Here is a 25,762-nt window from a genome sequence, read left to right as displayed (position 1 = left end):
AGGCTTAGCAGATCAACGCACGTAACAACGCACGCGCATTCGCCATGCCCACCAGCAGATTTTCCTGAATTTCTTCCATCGTGATTTCGTCGCTGTCTTTGCCTGCTGCCCAGTTTGCTACCACGGCACAACTGGCATAACACAACCCCAATTCGCGGGCGAGTGAGGCTTCCGGCATCGCCGTCATACCCACCAAATCACAACCGTCACGTTCCAGCCGCGCAATTTCTGCCACTGTTTCCAGCCGTGGCCCTTGTGTAGCGGCGTAAGTACCACGCGGCACCACATCCAACTGGGCGCATTCTGCCGCAGCCAGCAAGGCATTGCGCACCTCAGGGCAATACGGCCATGAAAAGTCGATATGGGTCACATCCGTCAACCCTTCCTCGAAAAAGGTATGCGGACGCCCGTAGGTGTAGTCGATAATCTGGTCAGGAATCACCAAGCGCATCGGCTTCATTTCAGGGGTAATGCCGCCCACCGCTGCCATTGCCACGACTTTTTCCACGCCCAAACTTTTCAGCGCCCACAGATTTGCACGGTAATTAACCTTATGCGGTGGAATATTATGCGTGTAACCATGCCGTGCCAAAAACACGATGCGCTTGCCCGCAATCATGCCATGCGTCACAGGCCCCGACGGCTCACCGTAAGGCGTATGCACCACTTCACGGTGAATTACTTCCAAACCTTCGATTTCGGTCAAGCCTGTGCCGCCGATCACCGCAAATTCAATTGTCATCTTTAAAGTCCTTTTACTGCGTAGATACCGTTAGCGTTGCGCCAGTATTCTTTATAATCCATCCCAAAACCGAACACGTAGCGGTCGACTAGTTCAATCGCGGGAAAGTCGCACCAAATGCCTTCCACACGGCGGTCGTGCTGCTTATCCGCCAACACCGCGATGTGTACCGATGCCGCGCCCTGTTCCCGACACCACCGCGCCACTTCACGCAAGGTATAACCTTCATCGAGAATATCATCCACCAGCAACACATGCCGCCCTACCAACGCCGCTTCGGGCTTGTGTAACCACGTAATGGTTTTGCTGCCACTGGTTGCACCACGGTAACGGGTGGCGTGCAAATAATCTTGCTCCAGCGGGAAGTTAAGGCGCGTCAGCAAATGCCCCGTGACGATCACGCCGCCCGTCATCACACACAGCACCAACGGGGTTTTATCACCCAGTGTGGCGGTGATTTCGACTGCCATGCGATCCAGCATTGCCGCGACGTCTTCCGCTGAATGCAGCAGGTCTGCCTCTGCCATTACCCGCATCGCTTCTTCCGATGTAATCATGTGTTCATCCATTCTTCAAACAGTGCCTTATTCTAACGTAAATCAAAAAATCATCATGAAAAAATGCAAAATAGGATGACTGGTGCTTGCTTTTAGACAATCAGAATATTATGATTTGCTTATATTAATTAAACCCGTTTTCCGCGCCGCCGGGCGCATTACTCCGCTAGAGGTTATATATTATGAAACACACAAAAATCGCACTATTGATCGCGCTGCTCGCTACTTCCGGCGTTGCTTCTGCTGAATTCTTCGATGGCTTCGACAACGGCAATATGCAAGGTCAAGGTAATAACCAAGGTCAAGCAAACACCAGTGGTCAAGGTCAAGGCTACGGCACGGGCGCTTCTGATGTAAACGGCTGGGGTCGTGGCAAAGGCGACGCAGACGGTGAAGTGGATTTCACCATCACCTTCAAAGGCAAAGGCAATACCGCGATGGATTCTGACGTTGCGGGTCAAGGTCGTGGCGACGGCGCTAGCAACCTGCAAGGGAGCGGCTATGGCTATGGCAATGGCTACAACAACCTGCAAGGCTACAGCAACACTGCCAAAAACGGTTACGGTAACAACAACCCGTGGGGCGGTTACGCGATGCCTAACATGATGCAGCAAATGCCGATGATGCAAGCACCTGCACAAGGTCAAATGCCGATGATGATGGCAGCACCTTACGCAATGCCACAAGCGCCTAGCTTCGAGCAAATCCAAAAGCAAATGGAAATGCAGCGTGCGCAAGCGGATGCGTTCTTCAAGAAAGTCGAAGAACAGCGTCAAGCGATGGCAGCACAACAGCAAAAAGCGGCTGATGCAGCCAAAGCTGCTGCCCCGGTTGCTGCTCCAGCACCTGCCGCTGCTGCCACCACCACTGCTCCAGCCGCACCGGCTGCACCTGCGGTTGCACCGGCTGCTCCTGCAAAGTAATCAGACCGACTCGCGTGTTGCCCCGATAAATCTATATTGACGTATCGGCTAGCCGTGAGAGAATCCGAGATCGACTCTATTGGTCTCGGATTTTTTTCGTCTTGCATAAAGGGACATCATGCAAACTGAACGCCTCACTCTCAGCGTTTCGCAACTCAATGCCGAAGTGGGTCAGCTTCTTGCGCACGGCTTCCCCGCTTTATGGGTCGAAGGCGAAATCTCCAACTTTGTCCGTGCCTCATCCGGTCATCTGTATTTCAGCCTGAAAGATGCAGGCGCTCAAGTGCGCTGCGCCATGTTCAAAGGTCGTGCCTCGACCTTAAAACTTGCCCCCAAGAATGGTTTAAAAGTGCTGGTACGCGGCAAAGTTGCCTTGTACGAACCGCGTGGCGAATACCAATTCATTATTGAACACCTCGAAGATGCCGGAATCGGTGTCTTACAGCGCCAGTTCGAGGAACTCAAACAGCAGCTTCAAGCGCAAGGCTTATTCGCCCTCGAACACAAGCAAACCCTGCCCACGTTTCCTCGCTGTATTGGGGTCATTACGTCACCGACAGGGGCAGCGATTCGCGATATTCTCAATGTATTGAAACGGCGTTGCCCACAAATTCCGGTCATGGTCTACCCCGTGTTGGTACAGGGTGAAGGCTCGAAGGAACAGATTGTTAACGCTATTCGCCAAGCGGATCGCGAACAACATTGCGATGTTTTGATTCTGGCTCGCGGCGGCGGTTCGATTGAAGACTTGTGGTCGTTCAATGAAGCGGTGGTCGCACACGCCATCCATGCCTGTAAGCTGCCGATTATTAGCGGCGTGGGGCATGAAATTGATTTCACCATTGCGGATTTCGTGGCGGATATTCGCGCCCCTACCCCCTCCGCTGCCGCAGAACTGGTCAGTCCCGATATGGCAGCGTTGCAAGCGCACGTACAACGACTGTTTTCCCAACTGCAACGCCATCAGCAACGCCGCACGCAATTAGCAGGCGAACACTTACGCCGCTTGCAACGCCGTTTGGAAAATCAACGCCCCACCAATCGCTTACAGCAAAAAGCGCAACGACTGGATGAACTGGACATGCGTCTCCGTGCAGCCACGCAACGTTACTTGCTACGCCAGCAAGATAAGGTGCAAATGCAAGCAGGCAAGTTGCACGCGCTCAGCCCATTAGCGGTATTAGAACGCGGCTTTGGGATTACCCGTGTCGGTGAAACGGGACAAGTGATACGCAGCACCGCCACGTTACGGCTGGGGCAAACGCTCATCACCCAGCTCAAACAAGGTCAATTTGAGAGCATCGTCACCAAGCTCAGCTAAGCTGCTCCCACGTTGCCGAAGGCGTTCCCCAAAACTTCCACGGAGATGGGCGCTGGCAATGCAGTAGCCGCCCGTCACATGCCGTCACACTGATCGAACACTGGCCGGACTGCATGGCACGGAGCGCGGGGGCAAACCAAGCAGTTTCCAACTGCGCCAATGCTTGTTGCCAACCCTGCAAATCATCCGCAACACTACACGGATGCAGCTCCTCCAACACAACGGTGTAATGCCCTGTTGTCAACGGCACATCGGCAAACTGTGTAGCAGCTTGATAGCGGACAGCCGTGGCAAGTGCCATGACTTGCGCAGTGACACTTTCCCCCACAAACGTCTGTTGTTCATCCATTTGCAACGCTGGCAATGACGCAGGATACGCCGCACCCCACAACCACAGCGCATTCACCGCAGGATTCTCACGGGTATGCAGCAACATCTGGATTTCATTGAGCAGCCGATGCCAATACCGTTTATCTCCTTGCGGCAGCAGCGGAAAAATACTTTGCCCCAAGGCTTGTGACAGCGGCACTGTCTGTAAGGGTACATCGCCTTGCACACGCTCCCCCATGAGATACCAACGTTGCGGATGCTTTGCCACCAGTTGCAAGCCATCCTCTGCCAAATGGTGATTCAATAGCGCTAATAATGTTGCCAATTCATCCGCTGGCAGCAACGGCAAAGCAGGCTGCATGACCACGCTATCCAAACCGCTCTTCAGAAAAACGGGGTCGGCACACAATAACGGTAACGCGGGCGGTACACCAAAATCCAGCCGATAACGGTGATACGCAAAGGGAATCTCGGTCGTCACCGTATGACCCTTCAGGTGAAACAAGGTGTTTTCCAACCCTTGCGCAGCAAGCGGTGCGGGACGGTGATCCGCACATAAACGCAGCAAACTCGGTGCAACAGGGCGGAAGTTGAAGTCCTTCCGCCACAATGCCAAGGGCTGCCATAAGCCGGGAATGACGAACTGAACGTGGGGCGTGTTGGGTAACATGGATACAACAGGGTGGTTCATAAGGCAACGATTGTAGCGTTATGCACCCATTCCCCGCATCAGTATTAGTTCATCGGTACGCCCAAACCGTCGTCGATGTATTTCTGCAAGCGCTCGGTGCGAGCCTCGGTCAGCTCTTGCATCACTCCGTTGCGCAACATCGGCTCCATACTGCCCCAGCACGGTGCATCTTTCGCGTCACAGGCAAACTGTGCTTCCAGTTCGGCATCGCGGAAGGCAATCCATGCGTTTTGCGCCGCTTTCAGCTTGGTGGTGGCGGTTTTGTCAGACTTGAACTTCGCCATCAGCTTTTTCCATGTATCATTCAGCTTTTTATCTGCCGCTTTATAATCATTGAAAGAACATTGGTTCAATTCAGCCTGATTACCTTCGGGATTGCATTTAATGTCCCCAGCAATAACGGTAGTAGCGGACAACAACAGCACCAAAGCGGTGCTAATAACAGTTTTCATCATAATCATTCCCCAATCGTTTAATAAACATGCACGGCTAAATAAATCACTTCACCGTCACTTTCAACTTATAACCGCCCTTCCACGCATCAGCCTTCATGCACTCACTCACACGGATAGTGTAATCACCCGCAATTGTTGGCGACACTTTCTTGCTGTTGTTGCAGGACAAATCCATATCACTCACGTCAGCACCATTGGGTGCTGTGATACCTAAAGTCGTGCGTTGGTTGGCGGGATTAAGCTGTTCCACGGTCATAGTTTGCCCTTTGCCTACCGCAATGACGTAGCTTTGTTGGCTTTCAAAGCCTGCCAATTTACCCGTCACGGTTGCACTAATTGCGCCCTTGGCAAATTTGATACGCGTTGGCGTTGTGCTGCTAGGGGTTTGTGGCTTCTTAACCTCTGTTTTATTCCATGCGCAAATTTCAGCGGATTTACCGATCCAACAGCCGCCTTTGCGTTTGAAATCTTCACCCAAGAGGGCTTGCGCGTGGGAACTGTCAGGGCTGGCATTCCACGCAGCACCTGCGAAACCCTTGTCTAACATCGTCAAGTAAACGAAATATTTGTCCCCAAACAAGCGGAAAGAACCGTCTTTATCGGCATCGTATCTGCACGTCCCATTGAGGTAAGTTTTGCCTTTGACCTTGAGTGAGCAAGCCACTTCGCGACCTACTGCGCCTTTGCGCCAATCTTGGCTGCTGCTCACTGCCGTTGCGGTTGCTTTGCTGCTGTTTGCATCAAGGCACTCATCCAAGCGCTCAATCGCGGAGGTGGTTGAATCATTCAGTTTGACGATGCCTTGCTGAACGTTACCCTTGCTTGCTGCCCGCCATGTGAAACCGCGTTCGGGACCAATCGTATCAAACACTGCTTCGGGGATATTGGAAAGGATCAGGCGCGTGCCATTACCCGATGCGGTGATTATTTCCGAATCATTGCCGACAGCGAGGCTGGCTTGGGTATCCGTACCGTTGAAGGTGTTGTTGGGGAAACTGATATGCACGCGCCGATTCGTCTGTTTGCCCAGCACGTACTGATTATTGTGAACGGCGCGGCACAAAATGCTCTGCCCAACATTTTCCTGCGTGAATTTCCAGCCGTCAAACGACTCACCGAATGGCTCTACCCCAGCCGTTGCCAAGGTCGGCGCAACCGTACTCGCCAACACCGCGCTGCATAGCACGGCTTTCAAAATGATAGGATTCTGCATAAAGGTAACACTCCCTGCCCCCTCGCAACTGGGGATAAAAAATCTGCTGATTTGTTGAGATAAGTCAATTGGATAGTACGCTTGAGAATAGTGGTTATCAACGCATCTATAGATAGAATTTTTAGACAAAAAAAAGCCCCGACAATGCGGGGCTTTTTTAGGGAGTGGGTCTTAGCGCGCGACTACCGGAATCGGCACAAGCTTCTGCGCCGCCTTCTGGTAATGCTCCATCTTATCGAAGTTCAGGTAACGGTAAATGTCACCTGCCATGCTGTCGATCTTCTTCGCGTATTCCATGTACTCCGCAACCGTAGGCAATTTGCCCATGATCGCTGCCACAGAAGCCAACTCAGCAGATGCCAAGAACACATCCGCGCCAGTACCCAAACGGTTCGGGAAGTTACGCGTAGAAGTAGACACCGCCGTGGAGTTTTCAGCGATACGTGCCTGATTCCCCATGCACAGTGAGCAACCCGGCATTTCCATACGCGCACCGGCACGACCGAAAATGTTGTAGTAACCTTCGTCACTCAACTGGGAAGCATCCATCTTCGTCGGTGGAGTGATCCACATGCGCGTTGGGATTTGCTTGCTGGTAGCATCCAACAACTTACCTGCGGCACGGAAGTGACCGATGTTGGTCATACAAGAACCGATGAAGACTTCATCAATCTTGCGACCCGCGACTTCAGACAACGGACGTGCATCATCGGGGTCATTCGGCGCACACAGGATAGGCTCTTTGATCTCATCCATATTGATTTCGATCACAGCCGAGTATTCCGCATCCGCGTCAGCACGCATCAGGCTTGGGTTAGCCAACCATGCTTCCATGCCTTTGATACGACGTTCAATAGTGCGTGGGTCGCCATAGCCTTCCGCCAGCATCCATTGCAACATCACGATATTAGAACGCAGGTATTCCGCAACCGATGCTTCCGACAGCGCAACCGTACAACCTGCTGCAGAACGTTCCGCAGAAGCATCCGACAGTTCAAAGGCTTGTTCGACAGTCAGGTGATCCAGACCTTCGATTTCCAACACTGTGCCGTTGAAAACGTTCTTCTTGCCTTTCTTTTCAACCGTCAGCAGACCCATTTGGATCGCTTTATGTGGAATGGAATGCACGAGATCACGCAGCGTGATGCCCGGTTGCATTTTGCCAGTGAAACGTACCAACACCGATTCCGGCATATCCAATGGCATAACGCCCGTCGCAGCCGCAAATGCCACCAGACCAGAACCCGCTGGGAAGGAAATACCAATCGGGAAACGGGTGTGAGAGTCGCCGCCCGTACCAACGGTATCCGGCAACAACATGCGGTTCAACCACGAGTGGATGACACCGTCACCGGGGCGCAGTGATACACCGCCACGGGTCATGATAAAATCAGGCAGCGTGTGATGAGTCACTACATCCACAGGTTTCGGATAAGCAGCGGTATGGCAGAAAGACTGCATCACCAAATCCGCTGAGAAGCCCAAACAAGCCAAATCTTTCAGCTCGTCACGCGTCATCGGCCCGGTGGTATCTTGCGAACCAACCGTCGTCATTTTCGGTTCGCAATACATGCCAGGGCGTACACCCGTCATGCCACAAGCCTTACCGACCATTTTCTGCGCCAGTGTGAAGCCTTTGCCAGTGTCAGCAGGCTGCTCAGGAGTGCGGAACAAATCAACCGCTGGCAGACCGAGCGATTCACGCGCCTTAGCCGTCAAACCACGCCCGATGATCAAGTTGATACGACCACCTGCACGGGCTTCGTCCAACAATACTTGGGTTTTCAGACCGAAAGTGGAAATGACTTCATCCGTACCGTGACGCTTGGCAACGCCTTCGTAAGGATATACATCAACCACATCACCCATGTTCATTTGAGCAACGTCCATCTCAATCGGCAGTGCACCCGCGTCTTCCATCGTGTTGAAGAAGATCGGGGCAATCTTGCTACCGAAGCAGTAACCACCTGCACGCTTGTTAGGAATCCCCGGCATATCATCGCCGAAGAACCACAGCACGGAGTTGGTCGCAGACTTACGTGAAGAACCTGTACCTACCACGTCACCGACGTAAGCAACTGGGAAACCTTGCGCTTTGACCGCTTCGATTTGCTTCAAAGGGCCGACGCTGCCTTGCGTTTCTGGCTCGATACCGTCACGCGCCATTTTCAGCATCGCGTTAGCATGGAGTGGGATGTCAGGGCGTGACCACGCATCCGGTGCAGGCGACAAATCGTCAGTATTGGTTTCGCCGGGAACTTTGAAAACGGTAACGGTGATTTTCTGTGCCACTTCCGGCTTAGAAGTAAACCACTCGCCTGCCGCCCACGATGCCATGACTTGCTGTGCGGCTGCATTACCCGCTTTCGCTTTTTCTTCCACATCGTGGAATGCATCAAACATCAGCAGGGTATGTGACAGTGCTGTAGCGGCTGCTGCTGCGGTCACATCGCTGTCGAGCGCCGCAATCAACGGTTGTACGTTGTAGCCACCCAGCATCATGCCCAGCACTTCAACAGCGCGAACTTGGCTAACTAATGCACAGCTAATATCACCTTTAGAGACTGCTGCGAGGAAAGCGGCTTTGACATAAGCCGCTTCATCCACACCCGCAGGGACGCGGTTTTCCAACAGGTCAACCAAAAATGCTTCTTCACCAGCCGGTGGGTTCTTCAGCAAATCCACCAGTGCGGCAGTTTGTGCAGCATCCAGTGGCTTGGGAGGAACGCCTTGGGCGGCGCGTTCAGCAACGTGTTGACGGTATTCTTGCAACATTTTCTATCGACTCCTCAAAACAACAAAACTTAACGCTTATCCACAGGTACGTAATCGCGACGTTCCGCACCCATGTATAACTGGCGTGGGCGACCAATGCGCGACTCTTCATCACCCATCATCTCATTCCACTGGGAAATCCAACCGATGGTACGTGCCAACGCGAACATGACCGTAAACATACTGACTGGAATGCCCATGCTCAGGAAAATCACACCAGAATAGAAATCCACATTCGGGTAGAGATTCCGTGATTGGAAGTATTCATCATTCAGTGCAACCTGCTCCAGTTCACGCGCAATGTCGAACAGTTTTTGGTTTGGATTGTCAGGCGGCAATTTGTCCAAAATTTGGTTCGCCAGCGTGCGAATGATTTTGGCGCGTGGGTCGTAGTTTTTGTAAACGCGATGCCCAAAACCCATCAAACGGAAACGGTCGTTCTTGTCTTTAGCCCGTGCCACCCAATGCGAGAGCGGCTGACCAGACTTCTCGATTTCGCGCAACATGGTAATCACGGCTTCGTTTGCACCACCGTGTGCAGGCCCCCACAAAGAAGCAATACCAGCCGCCACTGCTGCAAACGGGTTTGCTTCAGAAGAGCCAGCCAAACGCACAGTAGACGTGGAAGCATTTTGCTCGTGATCCGCGTGCAAAATCATGATGACATCCAGCGCACGCGCCATCAGTGGGTCAACCACGTAAGGCTCAGTCGGCACAGCAAACATCAGATGTAGGAAATCTTCAGAATATTTCAAACGGTTCTGCGGGTAGTTAAACGGCAGACCCATTGAGTAACGATAGCTCCATGCCGCAATCGTCGGCATTTTCGCAATCAAACGGTGTGCAGAACGCTTACGCTGTTCTGGATCGTGAATATTCAAATCATCGTGGTAGAACGCAGACAACGCCCCAACCACACCGACCATCGTTGCCATCGGGTGAGCATCCCGACGGAAACCACGGAAGAAACCTTGGACTTGATCATGTAATAGCGTGTGACGCGTAATAACATGTTCAAAATCAGTCATTTCCGTCATTGTCGGTAAATTACCATTCAGCAGCAAATAGCACACTTCTAAGAAGGTGCTACTTTCCGCTAACTGCTCTATCGGATAACCACGGTAGAGCAATGTGCCCTCATCCCCATCTAGATACGTAATCTGACTGGAACAACTTGCGGTTGACATGAAACCGGGGTCATAAGTGAAATAACCCAGTTCCTTATGCAACTTGCGGATGTCGATGCACTTCGGCCCCACAGCGGGATGCAATACATCCAGCTCAATTTGTTTGCCAGTAGCATTATCCGTAAGCGTAACGGTCTGTTTGGTCATGAGGGCACTCCGAAACAAAAATCAAAAAAGAAAATCAGAAAGCTTGCGGGTTGCAAAAGGTAGCATTAGCCAGCGAGTTTCGCAAAAGCAGCAGCAACGCCCTTCCCTAATTCCGCTGGTGAACGCACTGTAATGACGCCAGCTTCTTCCAGTGCTGCGAACTTCTCATCCGCAGTGCCTTTGCCGCCTGCAATAATCGCACCAGCATGACCCATACGCTTGCCCTTCGGCGCAGTCACGCCCGCGATGTAAGACACAACGGGTTTAGTCACATTGGCTTTGATGAACGCGGCTGCTTCTTCTTCAGCAGAACCACCGATTTCACCGCACATGAGGATAACTTCCGTTTGTGGGTCAGCTTGGAACAATGTCAGTGCATCGATAAAGCTTGTGCCTGGAATTGGGTCGCCACCGATACCGATACAGGTGCTTTGACCCCATTGGTTGGTTTGTTTAACCGCTTCATAGGTCAATGTGCCGGAACGGGAAACGATACCAACGCTACCCGGCTTATGAATGTGACCCGGCATGATACCGATTTTGCATTCGCCCGGTGTAATCACGCCTGGGCAGTTAGGCCCGATCAAACGCACGCCTAAGCTATCCACGACTACTTTCACATCCAGCATATCCAGCGCAGGAACGCCTTCGGTAATGCACACGATCAGCTTGATACCCGCGTAAGCTGCTTCAATGATGGAATCTTTACAGAACGCAGCAGGGACGTAGATCACGCTAGCATCCGCGCCAGTTGCTTCAACCGCTTCACGCACAGTATTGAATACTGGCAAGCCCAAATGCATTGTGCCGCCTTTACCCGGCGTAATCCCACCGACCATGTTGGTACCGTAAGCAATCGCTTGCTCAGAGTGGAAAGTACCTTGTTTGCCGGTGAAACCTTGGCAGATGACTTTGGTGTCTTTATTGATTAATACGCTCATGCGACATCTCCTACGGCAGCAACGATTTTCAGGGCAGCATCGCCCAAGTCATGGGCAGTAATCACCGCCAAACCACTTTTATCCAGCAATTCCAGCCCTTTTTCGGCGTTATTACCTTCCAAGCGCACCACAACGGGGACAGACACATTCACTTCCTGCACCGCTTTGATAATGCCTTCTGCGATCAGATCGCAACGCACGATACCGCCAAAAATATTGACCAGAATGCCTTTAACATTGCTATCCGACAAAATGATTTTGAACGCCGCCGCCACGCGTTCAGCAGTCGCCGTGCCGCCTACGTCGAGGAAGTTAGCAGGTTGACCACCGGACAATTTGATAATATCCATCGTCGCCATCGCCAAGCCTGCGCCGTTCACCATGCAACCGATGTTGCCTTCGAGAGCAACGTAGTTCAGTTCCCATTCGTCTGCTTCGATTTCACGCGCATCTTCTTGGGATTTGTCACGCATTGCTACCAGTTCTTGCTGGCGATACAGCGCATTGCTGTCGACATTCACTTTGCCATCCAAGCACAACAAGTTGCCTTCTGCGGTCACAACCAATGGGTTGATTTCAACCAATGACAGGTCTTTTTCCTTGAACATTTTGCCCAAGCCAACCAGCAGTTTGGTGAATTGTGCAATCTGCGCACCTTGCAAGCCTAAACCGAATGCCAGTTCACGACCTTGATAAGGCATCACGCCGACCAGTGGATCAACCATTGCTTTGAGGATTTTTTCGGGCGTTTCGTGCGCAACTTTCTCGATTTCCATGCCACCTTCGGTGGAAGCCATGATCACGATACGGCGCGTAGAACGATCCAGTACTGCGCCGAGGTACAGTTCACGCGCGATATTGCAAGTTTCTTCCACCAAAATGGTGTTAACCGGTTGACCGTGTTTGTCCGTCTGGTACGTCACCAAGTTTGTACCCAGCAAGCTAGCAGCAAATGCGCCCGCTTCGGCTGGCGTCTTCACCAGTTTCACGCCACCAGCTTTGCCACGCCCACCAGCATGAACTTGCGCCTTGACCACAACAGTCGGCGTGCTCAGAGAGGCGGCGGCCGCTTCTGCTTCCGCCGCTGTGGAAGCCACTTTGCCAGTTGGCACAGGCATACCGTATTGGCTAAATACAGCTTTGGCCTGATATTCGTGTAAATTCATCCTCAGTCTTCCTTTGGTAGTTCACCGCTAAAACGCGGGTTATAGTCGTACAAACGCCACGTATCTGCCGTACAGCAGACCGTGGCGTTAAGCGTATTTTGTTAGAAAGTCGGCTTACTTACGCTTTTTGCCAACGGCATGAAGTGCCCGCCCATCGACTGCCAACATGGCTTCATGAATGGCTTCCGATACAGTCGGGTGCGCAAACGTCATACGTGCTAAATCTTCCGATGAGCATTCTGTTTCGATAGCGATCACCGCCTGACCCACCAATTCAGAAGCCAATGGTCCGACAAAATGCACGCCCAGAATCCGATCCGTTTTGGCATCAGCCAGCACTTTCACCAGACCATCTGCTTGATCCATCGCCTTAGCACGACCGTTTGCAGCAAACGGGAAGCTGCCAGCCTTGTATTCGACACCAACGGCTTTGAGTTCGGCTTCAGTTTTACCGACCCACGCAATTTCCGGGTGAGTGTAAATAACCCACGGAATCGCATCATAATTGATATGCGGCTTTTGACCGGCAATCTGTTCCGCAACCAGCACACCCTCTTCCGAGGCTTTGTGTGCCAGCATTGGCCCTACAATGCAGTCACCAATCGCGTAAACACCCGCCACGGCAGTTTGCAGATGACCATCAACCACGACACGACCGCGATCATCCAGTTGCACACCAGAATCAGCCGCGAATGCACCAGCGGTATTGGACTTGCGCCCAACTGCCACGATCAAGCGATCAACCAGTAAGGTTTGCTCACCGTTCGGATCATTGTAAGTGACGGTTACGCCGTTATCGCCTGCTTCGACCTTGGCAACTTTAGAGCTAAGGCGGATGTCCAGCCCTTGCTTTTTGAATTGCGTCTGCGCGGATTTAGCCACGTCACGGTCAGCCGCACCGAGGAAATCGTCCATTGCTTCGATGACGACCACTTCAGAGCCGAGCCTGCGCCATACGCTGCCCATTTCCAAACCGATCACGCCTGCACCGATCACGCCGAGTTTGCCGGGAGTGGTTTCCCAATCCAGCGCACCGGCAGAATCCACAATGCGGGTATCCAGCCATTTGGCAATCGGCAATTCAATCGGGGTAGAGCCTACTGCAATGATGACATTATCAGCCGCCGCCGTTGAAACCGTGCCATCATGCGCAGTCACTTCGACTTGCTTGCCTGCCAACAATTTGCCTCGACCTTGCAACCACGTAATACCGTTGGCTTTGAACAATTGCTCAATACCGCCAGTCAGTTGGCTGACGATTTTGTCCTTGCGAGCAATCATCTTGGCAACGTCAATTTGTAAACCGTCAACCGTAATGCCGTGGTCAGCATTGTGTTTGGCGATTTCTTCGTAACGTTCAGAGCTTTCCAGCAACGCTTTGGAAGGGATGCAACCCACATTCAGGCAAGTACCACCGAGGGCTGGCTTTTGCTGCTTGTTAATCCATTCTTCCACACACGCGGTTTTCAAGCCGAGTTGGGCGCACCGGATAGCGGCGACATAACCGCCGGGACCTGCCCCGACGACGATGACATCATATTTATCAGTCATGGCGTGTTACCTCACACATCCAGCACCAAGCGAACCGGGTTTTCGACCAATTCCTTGATGGTTTTGAGGAAGGTAACAGCACCTTGACCGTCGACAATGCGGTGGTCGTAAGAGAGAGCCACGTACATCATCGGGCGAATAACAATCTGATCATTGACAACGACAGGGCGCTTCTGGATCGAGTGCATCCCCAGGATCGCGCTTTGAGGAGGGTTTAGAATTGGGGTTGATAGCAACGACCCAAAAACGCCCCCGTTGGTTATAGTGAACGTACCACCAGACAGATCGTTCATATCCAGCTTACCTTCGCGGGCTTTGGCAGCGTAACCAGCAATGCCGGATTCGATGTCAGCCAGACCCATGTTTTCGGTGTTGCGCAGGATCGGAACGACCAGTCCGCGATCAGATGACACGGCGATCCCAATATCGCAGAAGCCGTGGTAAACAACATCATTGCCATCAATCGAGGCATTGATTTCAGGGAAACGTTGCAGCGCGACAGCGGCTGCTTTCACAAACAGGGACATAAAGCCCAGTTTCGCTTTGTGCTTTTTCTCGAATGCGTCTTTGTATTCGTTACGCATATCCATCAACGGCTTCATGTCGATTTCGTTGAAGGTGGTCAGCATCGCGGTGGATTGCTTGGCGTACATCAAGCGTTCAGCGATACGCGCACGTAAGCGAGTCATCGGCACGCGTTGTTCCATGCGGGAACCGGAAGCAGTAACTGCAACAGTTGGTGTAGGTGCGGTGGCGACGGGTGCAGGAGCAGGTTTTGCAGCAACCGCCGCTTGTACGTCTTCCTTAAGGATACGACCTTGCTTACCAGAACCGTCGACATCAGCAGCCGTCAGGTTGTTTTCTGCCATCAGCTTACGGGCAGCAGGTGCAGTTTGTGGCTCAACGGTTGCAGCAGCAACAGGAGCGGCCTCTACTTTAGGTGCAGCGGCGACAGCGCCAATGGTCATACGACCCAGCAATTGACTACTGGTAACCGTCGCACCAGCTTGTTCAATAATTTCAGTCAGGACACCATCGGCAGGAGCAGGTACTTCCAGCACCACTTTGTCGGTTTCGATTTCAACCAGTACTTCGTCCTGTTTGACACTATCACCGACTTTCTTGCTCCATGTTACCACGGTAGCGTCGGCGACGGATTCCGGCAGTACCGGGGTCAGAATCTCACTGCTCATCTGCACACATCCTCTTGGTATTATCTCAACGGGCATCCAGTCGGATGCTTTATTTGGTGGTCTAGCGAATTGTCGACACTATAGGGATTTTTATGCTAAAAGTCAATCAGAAGCCCCTTATATTGTCGACATATTGCGTGTTTTCGCGCTTAGAACGCCACGAAAGCATAGCATAGACTAGTGATTGTCGACACCAAAAACAAAAGACCCCGTAGGGTCTTTTGCGATCAGTCGACAATGGGGAATTTTATTCGCCTTCGCCCACTGCTTTCATGCTTAAACGCATCCGACCTTGACGGTCGATTTCGATTACTTTGACTCGGACAATATCGTCGACCTTGACGTAATCGGTAACATTTTCCACACGATCATTGCTGATTTGGGAAATGTGCAACAGACCGTCTTTGCCTGGCAGGATGGTGACGAATGCACCGAAATCCATCAAACGCACCACTTTACCCGTGTAAACCTTATCCAGTTCCACTTCAGCCGTAATCGCTTCGATCATATTGCGTGCTTCGTAAGCTGCTTTCGCATCAATCGCCGCAATTTTAATGAAACCTTCATCGTTGATGTCAACGCTTGCACCCGTCGCAGCAGTGATACCACGGATAGTTTCGCCACCTTTGCCGATAACTTCACGGATTTTATCCGGGTTGATTTTCATGGTGACATAGCGTGGGGCGTATTCAGATACCTCATCACGCGGGGCTTCCAGACCTTTCGCCATTTCACCCAAGATGTACAATCGCCCCGCTTTGGCTTGTACCAAGGCTTGCTGCATGATTTCTTTGGTAATACCAGTGATCTTAATGTCCATTTGCAGCGCGGTAATACCGTCAGCAGAACCGGCTACTTTAAAGTCCATATCGCCGAGGTGATCTTCATCGCCGAGGATGTCGGACAGTACTGCAAAACGCTCGCCTTCCTTGATCAAGCCCATCGCGATACCCGCCACTGGCGCTTTCAACGGCACACCTGCGTCCATCATCGACAAGGAACTACCGCATACACTCGCCATTGAGCTAGAGCCGTTGGATTCAGTGATTTCAGACACGCAACGAATGGTGTAAGGGAAATCGTCAGTGCTCGGCACCATCGCTTTCACGCCGCGTTTTGCCAAACGTCCGTGACCAATTTCACGACGTTTAGGTGAACCGAAACGCCCTGTTTCACCCACGCTATACGGCGGGAAGTTGTAGTTGAACAGGAAGTTGTCTTTGTATTCGCCAGTAATCGCATCGATCACCTGTGCATCGCGCTCTGTACCCAGCGTAGTAACGACCAACGCCTGCGTTTCGCCACGGGTAAACAGCGCTGAACCGTGCGCACGCGGCAATACACCAACGCGCACGGTAATTTTACGCACAGTATCCAGAGTACGACCGTCGATACGTGGCTTGCCATCGAGAATGCTACCGCGCACAACTTTCTTCTCAGCGTTTTTGAATTCGCCTTTGATTTCTTCAGCAGAGAAGCCTTCTTGACCTTCTTTTGCTGCCAGTTTCTCAACCAACGCGCCTTGCACGTCATGAATACGAGCATAACGGGCTTGCTTGTCAGCAATTTGGAAGGCTTCGACCAAATCGGCCGCGCAAGCCGCTTCTACTGCGTCTGCCAAAGCCGTGTTCGCTACAGGTGCAGACCAATTCCATGCGGGAGTAGCGACTTCTGCTGCCAGCTCTTTGATGGCTTGGATAGCAACTTGCATTTGTTCGTGACCGAACATGACCGCGCCCAACATCACTTCTTCGCTCAGTTCTTTCGCTTCAGATTCAACCATCAGCACCGCAGCATCCGTACCCGCAATCACCAAATCTAAATCTGAGGTGAGCAAGTCTTCTTTGGATGGGTTCAGCAAATAGCCGCCATCACGGTAGCCCACGCGAGCTGCACCGATTGGGCCTTGGAATGGCATACCCGACAGAGCCATGACCGCCGATGCACCCAGCAACGCTGGAATGTCTGCACTGACAGAAGGGTTCATGGAAACCACGGTGGCAATCAATTGCACTTCATGCGTGAAGCCTTCAGGGAACAGCGGACGCAACGGGCGGTCAATCAAACGCGCCACCAGTGTTTCTTCTTCCGTCGCACGTGCTTCACGCTTGAAAAAACCACCAGGAATACGCCCGGCTGCATAGAATTTTTCTTGGTAATCCACCGTCATCGGGAAGAAGTCGCGACCCGGCACAGTTTCTTTGCTGCCAACAACGGTGACCAGCACGCTGGTGTCGTCCATCGTGATCATGACCGCTGCGGTGGCTTGTTTGGCGATTTCGCCAGTTTCGATAGTGACGGTATTGTTACCGTATTGGAAAGTCTTGGTAATTTTTGCCATGACGTTGGGCGTTCCTTGTAAGAGATTTTATGGAGAGAGGGGTCACGGGCAGGCTGTTGAAAAAGATTCTGACACCATCACCCCTTGCGGGGGAGGGTTGGGGTGGGGGGGTAATCATTAATCCTTTTCAACAACCTTCCTGCGCGACATAACAAAACACCGCACAAAGGCGGTGTTTTGTAGTGGTTGCACCGACTTAGCGGCGCAGACCCAAACCAGCGATCAGCGCTTGATAACGCGCCAGATCCTTACGCTTCAAGTAATCCAACATCTTACGACGCTGACTTACCATTGCCAACAATCCGCGACGGGAATGGTGGTCATGCTTGTGATTTGCAAAATGGTCCGTCAGATGCTGAATACGCGCTGTTAACAACGCAACTTGCACTTCCGGGGACCCGGTATCTGTGTCTGATTGGCGGTATTGTGCAACAACACCGGCCTTAACTTCTGCACTCAGAGACATATTCGCCTAGGCTCCAGATTAATGGTTGGTAAAAAGGGGCGAATTATACACCTCCACCACTAGTCAGTACAGCCTTAGTTTAGCTGCCATTCATCGACTTTCGACGACCTAAACCACCACAATTGCTTAGAATGCGGCACAAAACTCGGTGAAATAAATATTATGCACGTTCAACACTATCGCTACGGCATTCCCTTTCAAAAATATTACTTTGACCACACCACCCATCCGCGCTGGTGGGATACGCTGCTGCCCACGGCGTACATGGACTGTTACAGTGCAGAAAAACCGCGTTGGTTTTGCACAGAATACCGCCATACCCTGCTAACCGACTTAAACCCTGATGAAGCGGCAATTTTCCAGAACTTCCCCAAAGATACGCGTAACCAGATTCGGCGCTGTGAACAAGAACAGCATTTTAACCTCAATCTTGCCACCCCGTTGGCACAGTTTATTCCGCTCTACAATGCCTTTGCGCAAGCACGCGGCTTATCCTTGTTCAGTGAGCAAGATGCCAGCAATATCGGGCGTGATAACTACCGTATCCTCAGTGTCGATCATGCAGGTAAAGCCATTATCTGCCATTTCTACCTGATTTCTGCCGCAACGGGCGTCACCAATCTATTGATTTCATGCAGCGCCCAAGACTACAACCAAGATGCCGACATGCGCCGCGCTATGGGATTCGCCAACCGCTGCTTACATTGGCAAGGGATGCGCTATTTCAAAACCGCCGGTTTCCACACTTACGACTGGGGTGGTTACGTGGAACACACCGCCGACCCCAGTATGCAAGGTATTAACCGTTTCAAGCGCACCTTCAATGGCACATTAACGCCCATTTACAATTACTACTCACTTTCCTACGCTTTTATTGAAAAGTTGCGGCACAAATTGCGATGATACGCTGTCTAACGACGACGTTTACTCATCAATAATCCAAGGAGCTAACCGATGAACCTGTTACAAAAAACCCTAGCCATCACTTTAGCCATCAGCAGCATTGGCGTTATCTCCAACGTCATGGCTGATGAACAAAAATCACCCGAAGAATCCGCCATCGACTACCGCCAAGGCGCATTCACCATGATCAAACACCATTTTGGCCCAATGGCGGCGATGATGAAGGGTGACATGGAGTACAACGCGGCAGACTTCACCAAGAATGCTGAAGCCGTTGCAGCCTTAAGCAAATTTCCCATGAATGGCTTTATTGCAGGCAGTTATGCCGGTGAAACCGAAGCCAAAGCTGAGATCGAACTCAACGCGGAAGATTTCAAAAAGAAAATGGAAACTTTCCAAGTAGAAGCTGCTTCACTGGCTGAAATCGCCAAAGGTGGCGACATGGCAGCCATCAAGCCACAATTTGGTAAAGTAGGCGAATCCTGCAAGGCTTGCCACAAAGAATACAAAGAAGACTAAGCTAACCACGCAATGCCGAAGTAAACGCTGGCGTAACACAACGCAAACAGTACTAAACCCCACCACGCAGGCTTGAATGCCAAAGCCTGCGGTGGTGGTTGTGCCGCAGGCCAATCCGCCTTACCTACCACCATTGCCTTAATCAAATTCGTGCGTTTCGCCAAGCGGTAATACAACACCGCCCCCACATGCAATGCCACTAACAACAGAATGCCATTGAACAGGACATGGTGAACAGTCGTCAGGGTTTCCGCCGTACTACCAGACACCAACCCCATCAACGGCCCTTCGGTCATAATGTCATCGGTAGCAAACAAGCCAGTGATACCTTGCAACAGCACTAGCGCCAACAACACCACCACCATCCACGCCCCCAACGGGTTATGCCCTGCATGGAACGCCGTGCCCTGCCCCGTCAATTCGCGTAAATGCTGCCAAGCGCGCCGTGGCGAAGTCAAAAAACGCGCAAACCGTGCGGTATCACTGCCAACAAAACCCCAGACGATGCGAAACAACACTAACGCCAGCAGGAAAATTCCGCTACGCTCATGCCACACCGTCCAATTGCCGCCAACTTCTGCGCAAAACCACGAAAAGCCAATGCCCAGCACCAATGTCCAGTGGAACAGGCGAGTGGGCAAATCCCAAAGGCGGACGGGTGTCGTTTGCATCACTTCAGCCCCAGCACATCCTGCATATCGAACAGACCAGCGGTTTTATCACCCAACCAGCCGGATGCACGTACCGCCCCTTTCGCAAACGTCATACGACTAGAGGCTTTATGGGTAATTTCAACGCGTTCACCCATGTCGGCAAACAAAACCGTGTGATCACCGACTACATCGCCTGCCCGTACCGTCGCAAACCCGATGGTTTGACGGTCACGTTCACCCGTGACGCCTTCACGCCCATAGACCGCGCATTCTTTCAAATCGCGCCCTAAAGCATTGGCAACCACTTCCCCCATGCGCAATGCTGTGCCGGAGGGCGCATCGACTTTGTGGCGGTGATGTGCTTCAGTGATTTCAATGTCAACCGTATCGCCCAGTACACGTGCCGCCATATCCAGCAGCTTCAAGCACAAATTTACACCCACGCTCATATTGGGCGCAAACACCACCGCAACCTGTTCCGCTGCTTTCGCAATCGCCGCTTTACCGTTATCGTCAAAACCTGTTGTACCAATGACGATTTTTTTACCGTGTGCCACGCACCAATTGAGGTGCAGCAAGCACGGTTCAGGGCGGGTAAAGTCGATCAATACATCGAAATCGTTCGTCGCATCATCCAATGTCGGCGCAATAATCACGCCGTTTTTGCCAATACCCGCGACTTCACCTGCATCCGCGCCAATCAACGAGCTGGCTGGCTGCTCCGTTGCTACCGTCAGTTCCAATCCATCCGTTTGGGCGCAGACTTCGATCAATGCCTTGCCCATACGCCCGCCTGCGCCCACCACTGCAATCCGTGTCATTATTTTTCACCTAAAAAGTCTTTGACGAAACCTTTGGCTTTATCCAGCCAGCCGTGTTCTTGCGGGCTGTGTTTTTTGCCACCTTCGTGCATGGACGCATCCAGCTCTTCCAGTAATTCACGTTGACGCTTAGTCAGATTCACCGGCGTTTCCACCACCACCCGACAAATCAAATCACCCACGGAAGCACTGCGTACCGACTTCACGCCTTTGCCACGCAAGCGGAATTGCTTACCGGTCTGGGTTTCGGCGGGCACTTTGAGGCTAATACGATTGCCATCCAAAGTCGGTACTTCAAACTCGCCACCAATCGCAGCAGTTGTGAACCGAATCGGCACTTCGCAATGCAAATTATCGCCATCACGTTGGAATAAGGAATGCGCTTTGACAAACACTTGCACGTACAAATCGCCAGCGGGACCGCCGTTAACGCCTGCTTCACCCTCACCAGCCAACCGTACCCGATCACCGTTATCCACGCCTGCGGGAATGCGCACTGACAAGGTTTTCTGCTTTTCCTTGCGCCCTTGACCGTGGCAATCGTGGCACGGCTCTTCAATGATTTTGCCTTTGCCGTGGCAATGCGGGCAGGTCTGCTGAATCGCAAAGAAGCCCTGCTGAATGCGTACCTGACCATTACCGTGACACGTTGGGCATGTTTTCGGGTGTGTACCCGGTTTCGCGCCGCTACCGTTACAGGTATCACACGTTTGCATGGAAGGCACGCGAATGTCGGTGGTTGTCCCAAACACCGCATCTTCCAAACTCAGCTCAAGGTTGTATTGCAGGTCGCTGCCACGGTAGGCACGATTTGCCCCGCCGCCGCCGCCGCCCCGACCACCACGCCCACCGCCAAAGATGTCGCCGAAAATATCTTCAAAAACGTCACCGAAGCCACCCTGACCGCCGCCACCGCCGCCGCCAAAACCACCCGCAGCCTGATCAACCCCTGCGTGACCGAACTGGTCATACGCCGCCCGTTTTTGCGGGTCATTGAGAATTTCGTAAGCCTCTTTCGCTTCTTTGAATTTGGCTTCGGACTCGGCATTGTCAGGGTTGCGGTCTGGATGGTGTTTCATCGCCAAACGGCGGAATGCCTTTTTCAGGTCATCTTCGCTGACATTCTTTTGTACACCAAGGACTTCGTAATAATCCCGCTTGGACATAAATTCAATCCCCACAAATTAATAACCCCCCATCCCCAGCCCTTCCCCCGCAAGGGGTGAAGGGAGCAAAAAAGTACCCATGATAGGCTTCTTGCTCCCTCCACCCTTGCGGGGGAGGGTTGGGGTGGGGGGGCTTTAAATGGCTAGTGTATTACTTCTTGCCATCAACTTCTTCAAACTCGGCATCAACGATGTCATCGTCGCCCGCTTTGCCGCCAGCTTGTGCGCCTGCTGCACCCGGTTCAACGCCACCATTTGCGCCACCCGCCATTTGCTGCATCAGCTTGCCAGACGCTTCCATCAACGCTTCGGACTTACGCTCTATCACGTCTTTGTTGTCGCCTTTCACCGCATCACGCAATTCGCTGATCAGAGATTCGAGGTTAGCACGCGATGCGCCATCCACTTTTTCACCGTATTCTTTCAGCGACTTTTCCGTGCCGTGAATCATGCTATCGGCTTGGTTACGCGCATCGACCAGTTCGCGTTGCTTGCGGTCATCTTCCGCGTGCGCTTCCGCATCCTTCACCATTTGCTGTACTTCAGCATCGGACAAGCCGGAAGAAGCCTTGATGACGATAGTTTGCTGTTTGCCGGTAGACTTGTCTTTCGCGCCAACGTTCAAGATACCGTTCGCGTCGATGTCAAACGTCACTTCTACTTGTGGCATACCACGTGGTGCGGGTGGAATGTCTTGCAGGTCGAAACGCCCCAGTGACTTGTTATCACGCGCCATTTCACGTTCACCTTGCAATACATGAACGGTAACAGCGGTTTGATTGTCTTCTGCGGTGGAAAACACTTGCGATGCCTTGGTTGGAATCGTAGTGTTCTTCTGAATCAGCTTGGTCATAACGCCACCAAGAGTTTCAATACCCAAGGACAGTGGAGTAACGTCCAGCAACAGGATGTCTTTAACACCGCCGCCCAATACACCACCTTGGATAGCCGCGCCAACCGCCACTGCTTCGTCAGGGTTGACATCTTTACGTGGCTCTTTGCCAAAGAAGTTTTTCACCGCTTCTTGGACTTTCGGCATACGGGTTTGACCGCCGACCATGATGACATCGTTGATTTGTGCTGCTGACAAACCTGCATCTTTCAGTGCCATTTTGCACGGCGCCATGGTGCGTTCAATCAGGTCGTCCACTAATGATTCCAACTTGGCACGACTCACCTTGATGTTCATGTGTTTCGGGCCTGAAGCATCCGCCGTGATGTACGGCAAGTTCACGTCAGATTGTTGGCTGGTTGACAGCTCGATCTTGGCTTTTTCTGCCGCGTCTTTCAGACGCTGCATGGCCAATGGATCGCCTTTCAGATCCAAACCGCTGGTTTTGCGGAATTCGTCTGCCAGATAGTCGATCAAACGCATATCGAAGTCTTCACCACCGAGGAACGTATCGCCGTTGGTAGACAGTACTTCAAACTGCATTTCGCCATCGACATCGGCGATTTCGATGATGGATACGTCAAACGTACCACCACCCAAGTCATAGACCGCGATTTTGCTATCGCCTTTAGATTTGTCCATCCCGTAAGCCAGTGCCGCTGCGGTTGGCTCATTGATGATACGCTTGACTTCCAAACCGGCGATTTTGCCTGCGTCTTTAGTGGCTTGACGTTGCGAGTCGTTGAAGTAGGCCGGAACGGTGATAACCGCTTCAGTAACAGGTTCGCCCAAGAAATCTTCGGCGGTTTTCTTCATCTTCATCAACACGCGAGCGGAAATTTCTGGTGGTGCCATTTTCTTGCCGCGCACATCAACCCACGCATCGCCGTTGTCGGCTTTAACGATTTTGTACGGCACGAGTTTGATGTCTTTTTGTACCGCATCTTCTTGGAAACGGCGACCGATCAAACGCTTAATGGCGTATAGGGTATTTTCTGGGTTAGTGACGGCTTGGCGCTTGGCGGTTTGACCCACCAGCACTTCATCTTCCATAAACGCAATGATCGACGGGGTAGTACGATCACCTTCTGCGTTTTCGATAACACGGGGCTTGTCGCCATCCATGACCGCCACGCAAGAGTTAGTTGTACCCAAGTCAATACCGATAATCTTTCCCATAGTGTCTCTCCAGAATGCTTTTGTAGGGCTAATACGAATGTTGTCAATTGGCTTGTTTATGTGGGGTTAACTGCCCGTTTTCAAGAGCCGATGTGACAGAATCTTTACTTTTTGCTAACCATGACCATCGCAGGGCGTACCACGCGACCGTTCAGCAAGTAACCTTTTTGCATCACCAGCGACAAGGTATTGTTGTCGAACTCAGGGTGCGGCTGCATCGACATGGCTTGATGGTGTTCAGGGTTGAACGCATCGCCCGGTTTACCGACCGAAGTGATATTGAATTTTTCCATGACAGTTTCAAACTGCTTGAGGGTGAGCGCCATGCCTTCGCGGATTTGCTCGATGTCACCTTGCGCCTGCATTCCCATTTCCAAGCTGTCGATCACCGGAATAATAGATTCGAGGAACTTTTGGGCAGCGTATTTGTGCGCGTCTTCAATTTGTTTTTCCGAACGGCGGCGTTGATTCGCCAGTTCCGCTTGCGCACGCAGCAATTGTTCGTAGTTATCGGCGGCTTCCGCTTTGGCTTTATCGAGTTCGATTTGCAGGGCATCAGTGTCTAATGACTCAATATCCATCACGTCAATCACAGCGTCTTCTACATCGTTTGTCGCTGCGTCTTGCAGGTTATCTTTGGGATCATTCATTGTTACTACTCCACGGCGATAAAAATCATTTCGCCGTGGAAAGTAGGGTTTAGTTTGGGAATTTCAAGGGCGACACTCGAAAAATGCCGCCAATACGGCGGGAAATATCAATAAAGCAACGCAAACAGTTTATTGCGATACTTTTTCACCAGCGGGTTGCCCGAACCGATCAATTCAAACGTATTGAACAGCCCTTGCTTACCTGCGCCATTCTCGAATTTACTGTCTTTTTTGTGGACAGCAAAATACAGCTCCAAGCCCGCTTCGACCTCATCCATCGCCACACGGATTTTGGCAAGTTCCAGCATAGTCGCGAGGTCGTCAGGATTTTCCGCTAAACGCTGTTCCAGTGCTGACGTATCCACACCGACCACTTGCGCCTGCAATTTGGCACGTTTCACATCTGCCAACAGTTGGCTGAGGATTTGGTTGTCGATGGCATCCGGCGGAATGCCTTGCAGCAACACTTCGGCTTCATCGGCACGTTCTTGCTGAATCAGCATTCCGGCCAATTCCACCACGGCTTCGTAGAAATCCGGCTCGTGCTGCACCACCTGTTCCATCAACTGGGTCGCGCCCGGCAAATCACCGTTGTTGTACATTTCCAGCGCTTGCTGGCGGTACGGCTCGGTTTTGCGGGTACGGTGACGGTCAATGAGTTTACGAATTTCCGACTCTGGCTGTACCCCCGTGAATTCATCCACGATCCTGCCATCCTTGATGACCTTGACAGTCGGCAAGTTACGTACCCCGAATTGGGTGGCGAGTTGCGGCTGTTGGTCGCTATTGACCTTCACCAGAATGAAACCACCTTGGTATTCGTTTGCCAATTTCGCCAAAATCGGCATCAGCGTTTTGCAGGGTTGACACCAATCCGCCCAAAAATCCACCAAGATCGGGACTTGGAATGAACTGTCCATAATCTGTTGGAAATTCTGCGCCGTTGCGTCAAAAATATACGGGGAATCAGCCATTATCAT

General features: G+C 52.0%; 23 protein-coding genes. 4 read left to right on the top strand and 19 right to left on the bottom strand.

Features of this window, described 5'->3' with window-relative positions; translation table 11 throughout:
- Positions 1-4 precede the first annotated feature (4 nt).
- A complete protein-coding gene (locus J1836_RS19575) occupies positions 5-742 on the bottom strand; it encodes an S-methyl-5'-thioinosine phosphorylase (RefSeq protein WP_207252821.1) in 738 nt (245 codons plus the stop codon).
- A 2-nt stretch (positions 743-744) separates the two neighbouring features.
- Positions 745-1,299, bottom strand: a complete 555-nt coding sequence (locus tag J1836_RS19570) for a hypoxanthine-guanine phosphoribosyltransferase (protein WP_242632929.1) — start codon at positions 1,297-1,299, stop codon at positions 745-747.
- A gap of 182 nt (positions 1,300-1,481) precedes the next feature.
- Here J1836_RS19570 and J1836_RS19565 point away from each other — a divergent pair, with 182 nt between their 5' ends.
- Positions 1,482-2,222: a hypothetical protein gene (locus J1836_RS19565; protein WP_207252818.1), complete on the top strand. Its 741-nt coding sequence runs from the start codon at positions 1,482-1,484 to the stop codon at positions 2,220-2,222.
- A gap of 118 nt (positions 2,223-2,340) precedes the next feature.
- Complete coding sequence (gene xseA / locus J1836_RS19560; protein ID WP_207252817.1) at positions 2,341-3,543, top strand: exodeoxyribonuclease VII large subunit; 1,203 nt, start codon at positions 2,341-2,343, stop codon at positions 3,541-3,543.
- On the opposite strand, the gene J1836_RS19555 is transcribed toward xseA, so the two are convergent.
- The 11 genes from J1836_RS19555 to rpsO form a co-directional block, all read right to left on the bottom strand.
- Positions 3,536-4,564 (bottom strand): hypothetical protein, encoded by a 1,029-nt coding sequence (locus J1836_RS19555; RefSeq protein WP_207252816.1) that lies wholly within the window; start codon positions 4,562-4,564, stop codon positions 3,536-3,538. The two genes, xseA and J1836_RS19555, sit on opposite strands and share 8 nt — an antisense overlap.
- Positions 4,565-4,608: 44 nt before the next feature.
- A complete protein-coding gene (locus J1836_RS19550; RefSeq protein WP_207252815.1) occupies positions 4,609-5,019 on the bottom strand; it encodes a lysozyme inhibitor LprI family protein in 411 nt (136 codons plus the stop codon).
- Positions 5,020-5,062: 43 nt separating this feature from the next.
- Positions 5,063-6,232 carry a hypothetical protein gene (locus J1836_RS19545; protein ID WP_207252814.1) on the bottom strand — a complete coding sequence of 390 codons (1,170 nt, stop codon included), beginning with the start codon at positions 6,230-6,232 and terminating at the stop codon, positions 5,063-5,065.
- Between the two features lie 171 nt (positions 6,233-6,403).
- A complete protein-coding gene (acnB, locus tag J1836_RS19540; protein ID WP_207252813.1) occupies positions 6,404-9,007 on the bottom strand; it encodes a bifunctional aconitate hydratase 2/2-methylisocitrate dehydratase in 2,604 nt (867 codons plus the stop codon).
- Positions 9,008-9,036: 29 nt separating this feature from the next.
- On the bottom strand, positions 9,037-10,341 hold the full coding sequence (locus J1836_RS19535) for a citrate synthase (protein ID WP_207252812.1): 1,305 nt from the start codon (positions 10,339-10,341) through the stop codon (positions 9,037-9,039).
- A 65-nt stretch (positions 10,342-10,406) separates the two neighbouring features.
- Positions 10,407-11,282, bottom strand: a complete 876-nt coding sequence (sucD, locus tag J1836_RS19530; RefSeq protein WP_207252811.1) for a succinate--CoA ligase subunit alpha — start codon at positions 11,280-11,282, stop codon at positions 10,407-10,409.
- Positions 11,279-12,448: an ADP-forming succinate--CoA ligase subunit beta gene (gene sucC, locus J1836_RS19525; RefSeq protein WP_207252809.1), complete on the bottom strand. Its 1,170-nt coding sequence runs from the start codon at positions 12,446-12,448 to the stop codon at positions 11,279-11,281. The genes sucD and sucC overlap by 4 nt, the downstream gene beginning before the upstream one ends.
- A gap of 114 nt (positions 12,449-12,562) precedes the next feature.
- Positions 12,563-13,999: a dihydrolipoyl dehydrogenase gene (gene lpdA / locus J1836_RS19520; RefSeq protein ID WP_207252807.1), complete on the bottom strand. Its 1,437-nt coding sequence runs from the start codon at positions 13,997-13,999 to the stop codon at positions 12,563-12,565.
- 11 nt (positions 14,000-14,010) lie between these two features.
- A complete protein-coding gene (gene odhB, locus J1836_RS19515; RefSeq protein ID WP_207252805.1) occupies positions 14,011-15,192 on the bottom strand; it encodes a 2-oxoglutarate dehydrogenase complex dihydrolipoyllysine-residue succinyltransferase in 1,182 nt (393 codons plus the stop codon).
- Positions 15,193-15,439: 247 nt separating this feature from the next.
- Positions 15,440-17,533: a polyribonucleotide nucleotidyltransferase gene (gene pnp, locus J1836_RS19510; RefSeq protein ID WP_207252803.1), complete on the bottom strand. Its 2,094-nt coding sequence runs from the start codon at positions 17,531-17,533 to the stop codon at positions 15,440-15,442.
- A 196-nt stretch (positions 17,534-17,729) separates the two neighbouring features.
- A complete protein-coding gene (gene rpsO, locus J1836_RS19505; protein ID WP_207252802.1) occupies positions 17,730-17,999 on the bottom strand; it encodes a 30S ribosomal protein S15 in 270 nt (89 codons plus the stop codon).
- A gap of 162 nt (positions 18,000-18,161) precedes the next feature.
- Here rpsO and J1836_RS19500 point away from each other — a divergent pair, with 162 nt between their 5' ends.
- Together J1836_RS19500 and J1836_RS19495 are read left to right on the top strand one after the other, a co-directional pair.
- Positions 18,162-18,902 (top strand): GNAT family N-acetyltransferase, encoded by a 741-nt coding sequence (locus J1836_RS19500; RefSeq protein WP_207252800.1) that lies wholly within the window; start codon positions 18,162-18,164, stop codon positions 18,900-18,902.
- Between the two features lie 51 nt (positions 18,903-18,953).
- Positions 18,954-19,421, top strand: a complete 468-nt coding sequence (locus tag J1836_RS19495) for a c-type cytochrome (RefSeq protein WP_207252798.1) — start codon at positions 18,954-18,956, stop codon at positions 19,419-19,421.
- Here J1836_RS19495 and J1836_RS19490 read toward each other — a convergent pair.
- The 6 genes from J1836_RS19490 to trxA form a co-directional block, all read right to left on the bottom strand.
- Positions 19,418-20,092, bottom strand: coding sequence for a cytochrome b/b6 domain-containing protein (locus J1836_RS19490; RefSeq protein WP_207252796.1), 675 nt, complete (start codon positions 20,090-20,092; stop codon positions 19,418-19,420). The two genes, J1836_RS19495 and J1836_RS19490, sit on opposite strands and share 4 nt — an antisense overlap.
- Positions 20,092-20,895, bottom strand: a complete 804-nt coding sequence (gene dapB, locus J1836_RS19485) for a 4-hydroxy-tetrahydrodipicolinate reductase (RefSeq protein ID WP_207252794.1) — start codon at positions 20,893-20,895, stop codon at positions 20,092-20,094. The genes J1836_RS19490 and dapB overlap by 1 nt, the downstream gene beginning before the upstream one ends.
- The gene (gene dnaJ, locus J1836_RS19480) at positions 20,895-22,061 is read right to left on the bottom strand and encodes a molecular chaperone DnaJ (RefSeq protein ID WP_207252793.1); all 1,167 of its coding nucleotides are present in this window, start codon (positions 22,059-22,061) and stop codon (positions 20,895-20,897) included. The genes dapB and dnaJ overlap by 1 nt, the downstream gene beginning before the upstream one ends.
- Before the next feature lie 151 nt (positions 22,062-22,212).
- On the bottom strand, positions 22,213-24,132 hold the full coding sequence (gene dnaK / locus J1836_RS19475; RefSeq protein WP_207252791.1) for a molecular chaperone DnaK: 1,920 nt from the start codon (positions 24,130-24,132) through the stop codon (positions 22,213-22,215).
- Between the two features lie 104 nt (positions 24,133-24,236).
- Positions 24,237-24,782, bottom strand: a complete 546-nt coding sequence (gene grpE / locus J1836_RS19470) for a nucleotide exchange factor GrpE (RefSeq protein WP_207252789.1) — start codon at positions 24,780-24,782, stop codon at positions 24,237-24,239.
- A gap of 107 nt (positions 24,783-24,889) precedes the next feature.
- Entirely contained in the window at positions 24,890-25,756 is an 867-nt protein-coding gene (trxA, locus tag J1836_RS19465) for a thioredoxin (protein ID WP_207252788.1), read from the bottom strand.
- Positions 25,757-25,762: the final 6 nt, after the last annotated feature.

Origin of the sequence: Thiothrix fructosivorans, from assembly GCF_017349355.1 — a bacterium.
GTDB classification, from domain to species: domain Bacteria; phylum Pseudomonadota; class Gammaproteobacteria; order Thiotrichales; family Thiotrichaceae; genus Thiothrix; species Thiothrix fructosivorans.
This window is presented reverse-complemented; position numbering and strand designations above follow the sequence as displayed.

Excerpts from the sequence above, each read along its gene's own strand:
- odhB (WP_207252805.1), bottom strand. The coding sequence starts at position 15,192 with ATGAGCAGTGAGATTCTGACCCCGGTACTGCCGGAATCCGTCGCCGAC.
- lpdA (WP_207252807.1), bottom strand. The coding sequence starts at position 13,999 with ATGACTGATAAATATGATGTCATCGTCGTCGGGGCAGGTCCCGGCGGT.
- rpsO (WP_207252802.1), bottom strand. The coding sequence starts at position 17,999 with ATGTCTCTGAGTGCAGAAGTTAAGGCCGGTGTTGTTGCACAATACCGC.
- xseA (WP_207252817.1), top strand. The coding sequence starts at position 2,341 with ATGCAAACTGAACGCCTCACTCTCAGCGTTTCGCAACTCAATGCCGAA.
- dnaJ (WP_207252793.1), bottom strand. The coding sequence starts at position 22,061 with ATGTCCAAGCGGGATTATTACGAAGTCCTTGGTGTACAAAAGAATGTC.
- J1836_RS19545 (WP_207252814.1), bottom strand. The coding sequence starts at position 6,232 with ATGCAGAATCCTATCATTTTGAAAGCCGTGCTATGCAGCGCGGTGTTG.
- grpE (WP_207252789.1), bottom strand. The coding sequence starts at position 24,782 with ATGAATGATCCCAAAGATAACCTGCAAGACGCAGCGACAAACGATGTA.
- pnp (WP_207252803.1), bottom strand. The coding sequence starts at position 17,533 with ATGGCAAAAATTACCAAGACTTTCCAATACGGTAACAATACCGTCACT.
- J1836_RS19495 (WP_207252798.1), top strand. The coding sequence starts at position 18,954 with ATGAACCTGTTACAAAAAACCCTAGCCATCACTTTAGCCATCAGCAGC.
- sucC (WP_207252809.1), bottom strand. The coding sequence starts at position 12,448 with ATGAATTTACACGAATATCAGGCCAAAGCTGTATTTAGCCAATACGGT.
- J1836_RS19535 (WP_207252812.1), bottom strand. The coding sequence starts at position 10,341 with ATGACCAAACAGACCGTTACGCTTACGGATAATGCTACTGGCAAACAA.
- dnaK (WP_207252791.1), bottom strand. The coding sequence starts at position 24,132 with ATGGGAAAGATTATCGGTATTGACTTGGGTACAACTAACTCTTGCGTG.
- sucD (WP_207252811.1), bottom strand. The coding sequence starts at position 11,282 with ATGAGCGTATTAATCAATAAAGACACCAAAGTCATCTGCCAAGGTTTC.
- J1836_RS19575 (WP_207252821.1), bottom strand. The coding sequence starts at position 742 with ATGACAATTGAATTTGCGGTGATCGGCGGCACAGGCTTGACCGAAATC.
- J1836_RS19555 (WP_207252816.1), bottom strand. The coding sequence starts at position 4,564 with ATGAACCACCCTGTTGTATCCATGTTACCCAACACGCCCCACGTTCAG.
- J1836_RS19490 (WP_207252796.1), bottom strand. The coding sequence starts at position 20,092 with ATGCAAACGACACCCGTCCGCCTTTGGGATTTGCCCACTCGCCTGTTC.
- J1836_RS19500 (WP_207252800.1), top strand. The coding sequence starts at position 18,162 with ATGCACGTTCAACACTATCGCTACGGCATTCCCTTTCAAAAATATTAC.
- J1836_RS19565 (WP_207252818.1), top strand. The coding sequence starts at position 1,482 with ATGAAACACACAAAAATCGCACTATTGATCGCGCTGCTCGCTACTTCC.
- dapB (WP_207252794.1), bottom strand. The coding sequence starts at position 20,895 with ATGACACGGATTGCAGTGGTGGGCGCAGGCGGGCGTATGGGCAAGGCA.
- acnB (WP_207252813.1), bottom strand. The coding sequence starts at position 9,007 with ATGTTGCAAGAATACCGTCAACACGTTGCTGAACGCGCCGCCCAAGGC.
- J1836_RS19570 (WP_242632929.1), bottom strand. The coding sequence starts at position 1,299 with ATGATTACATCGGAAGAAGCGATGCGGGTAATGGCAGAGGCAGACCTG.
- J1836_RS19550 (WP_207252815.1), bottom strand. The coding sequence starts at position 5,019 with ATGATGAAAACTGTTATTAGCACCGCTTTGGTGCTGTTGTTGTCCGCT.
- trxA (WP_207252788.1), bottom strand. The coding sequence starts at position 25,756 with ATGGCTGATTCCCCGTATATTTTTGACGCAACGGCGCAGAATTTCCAA.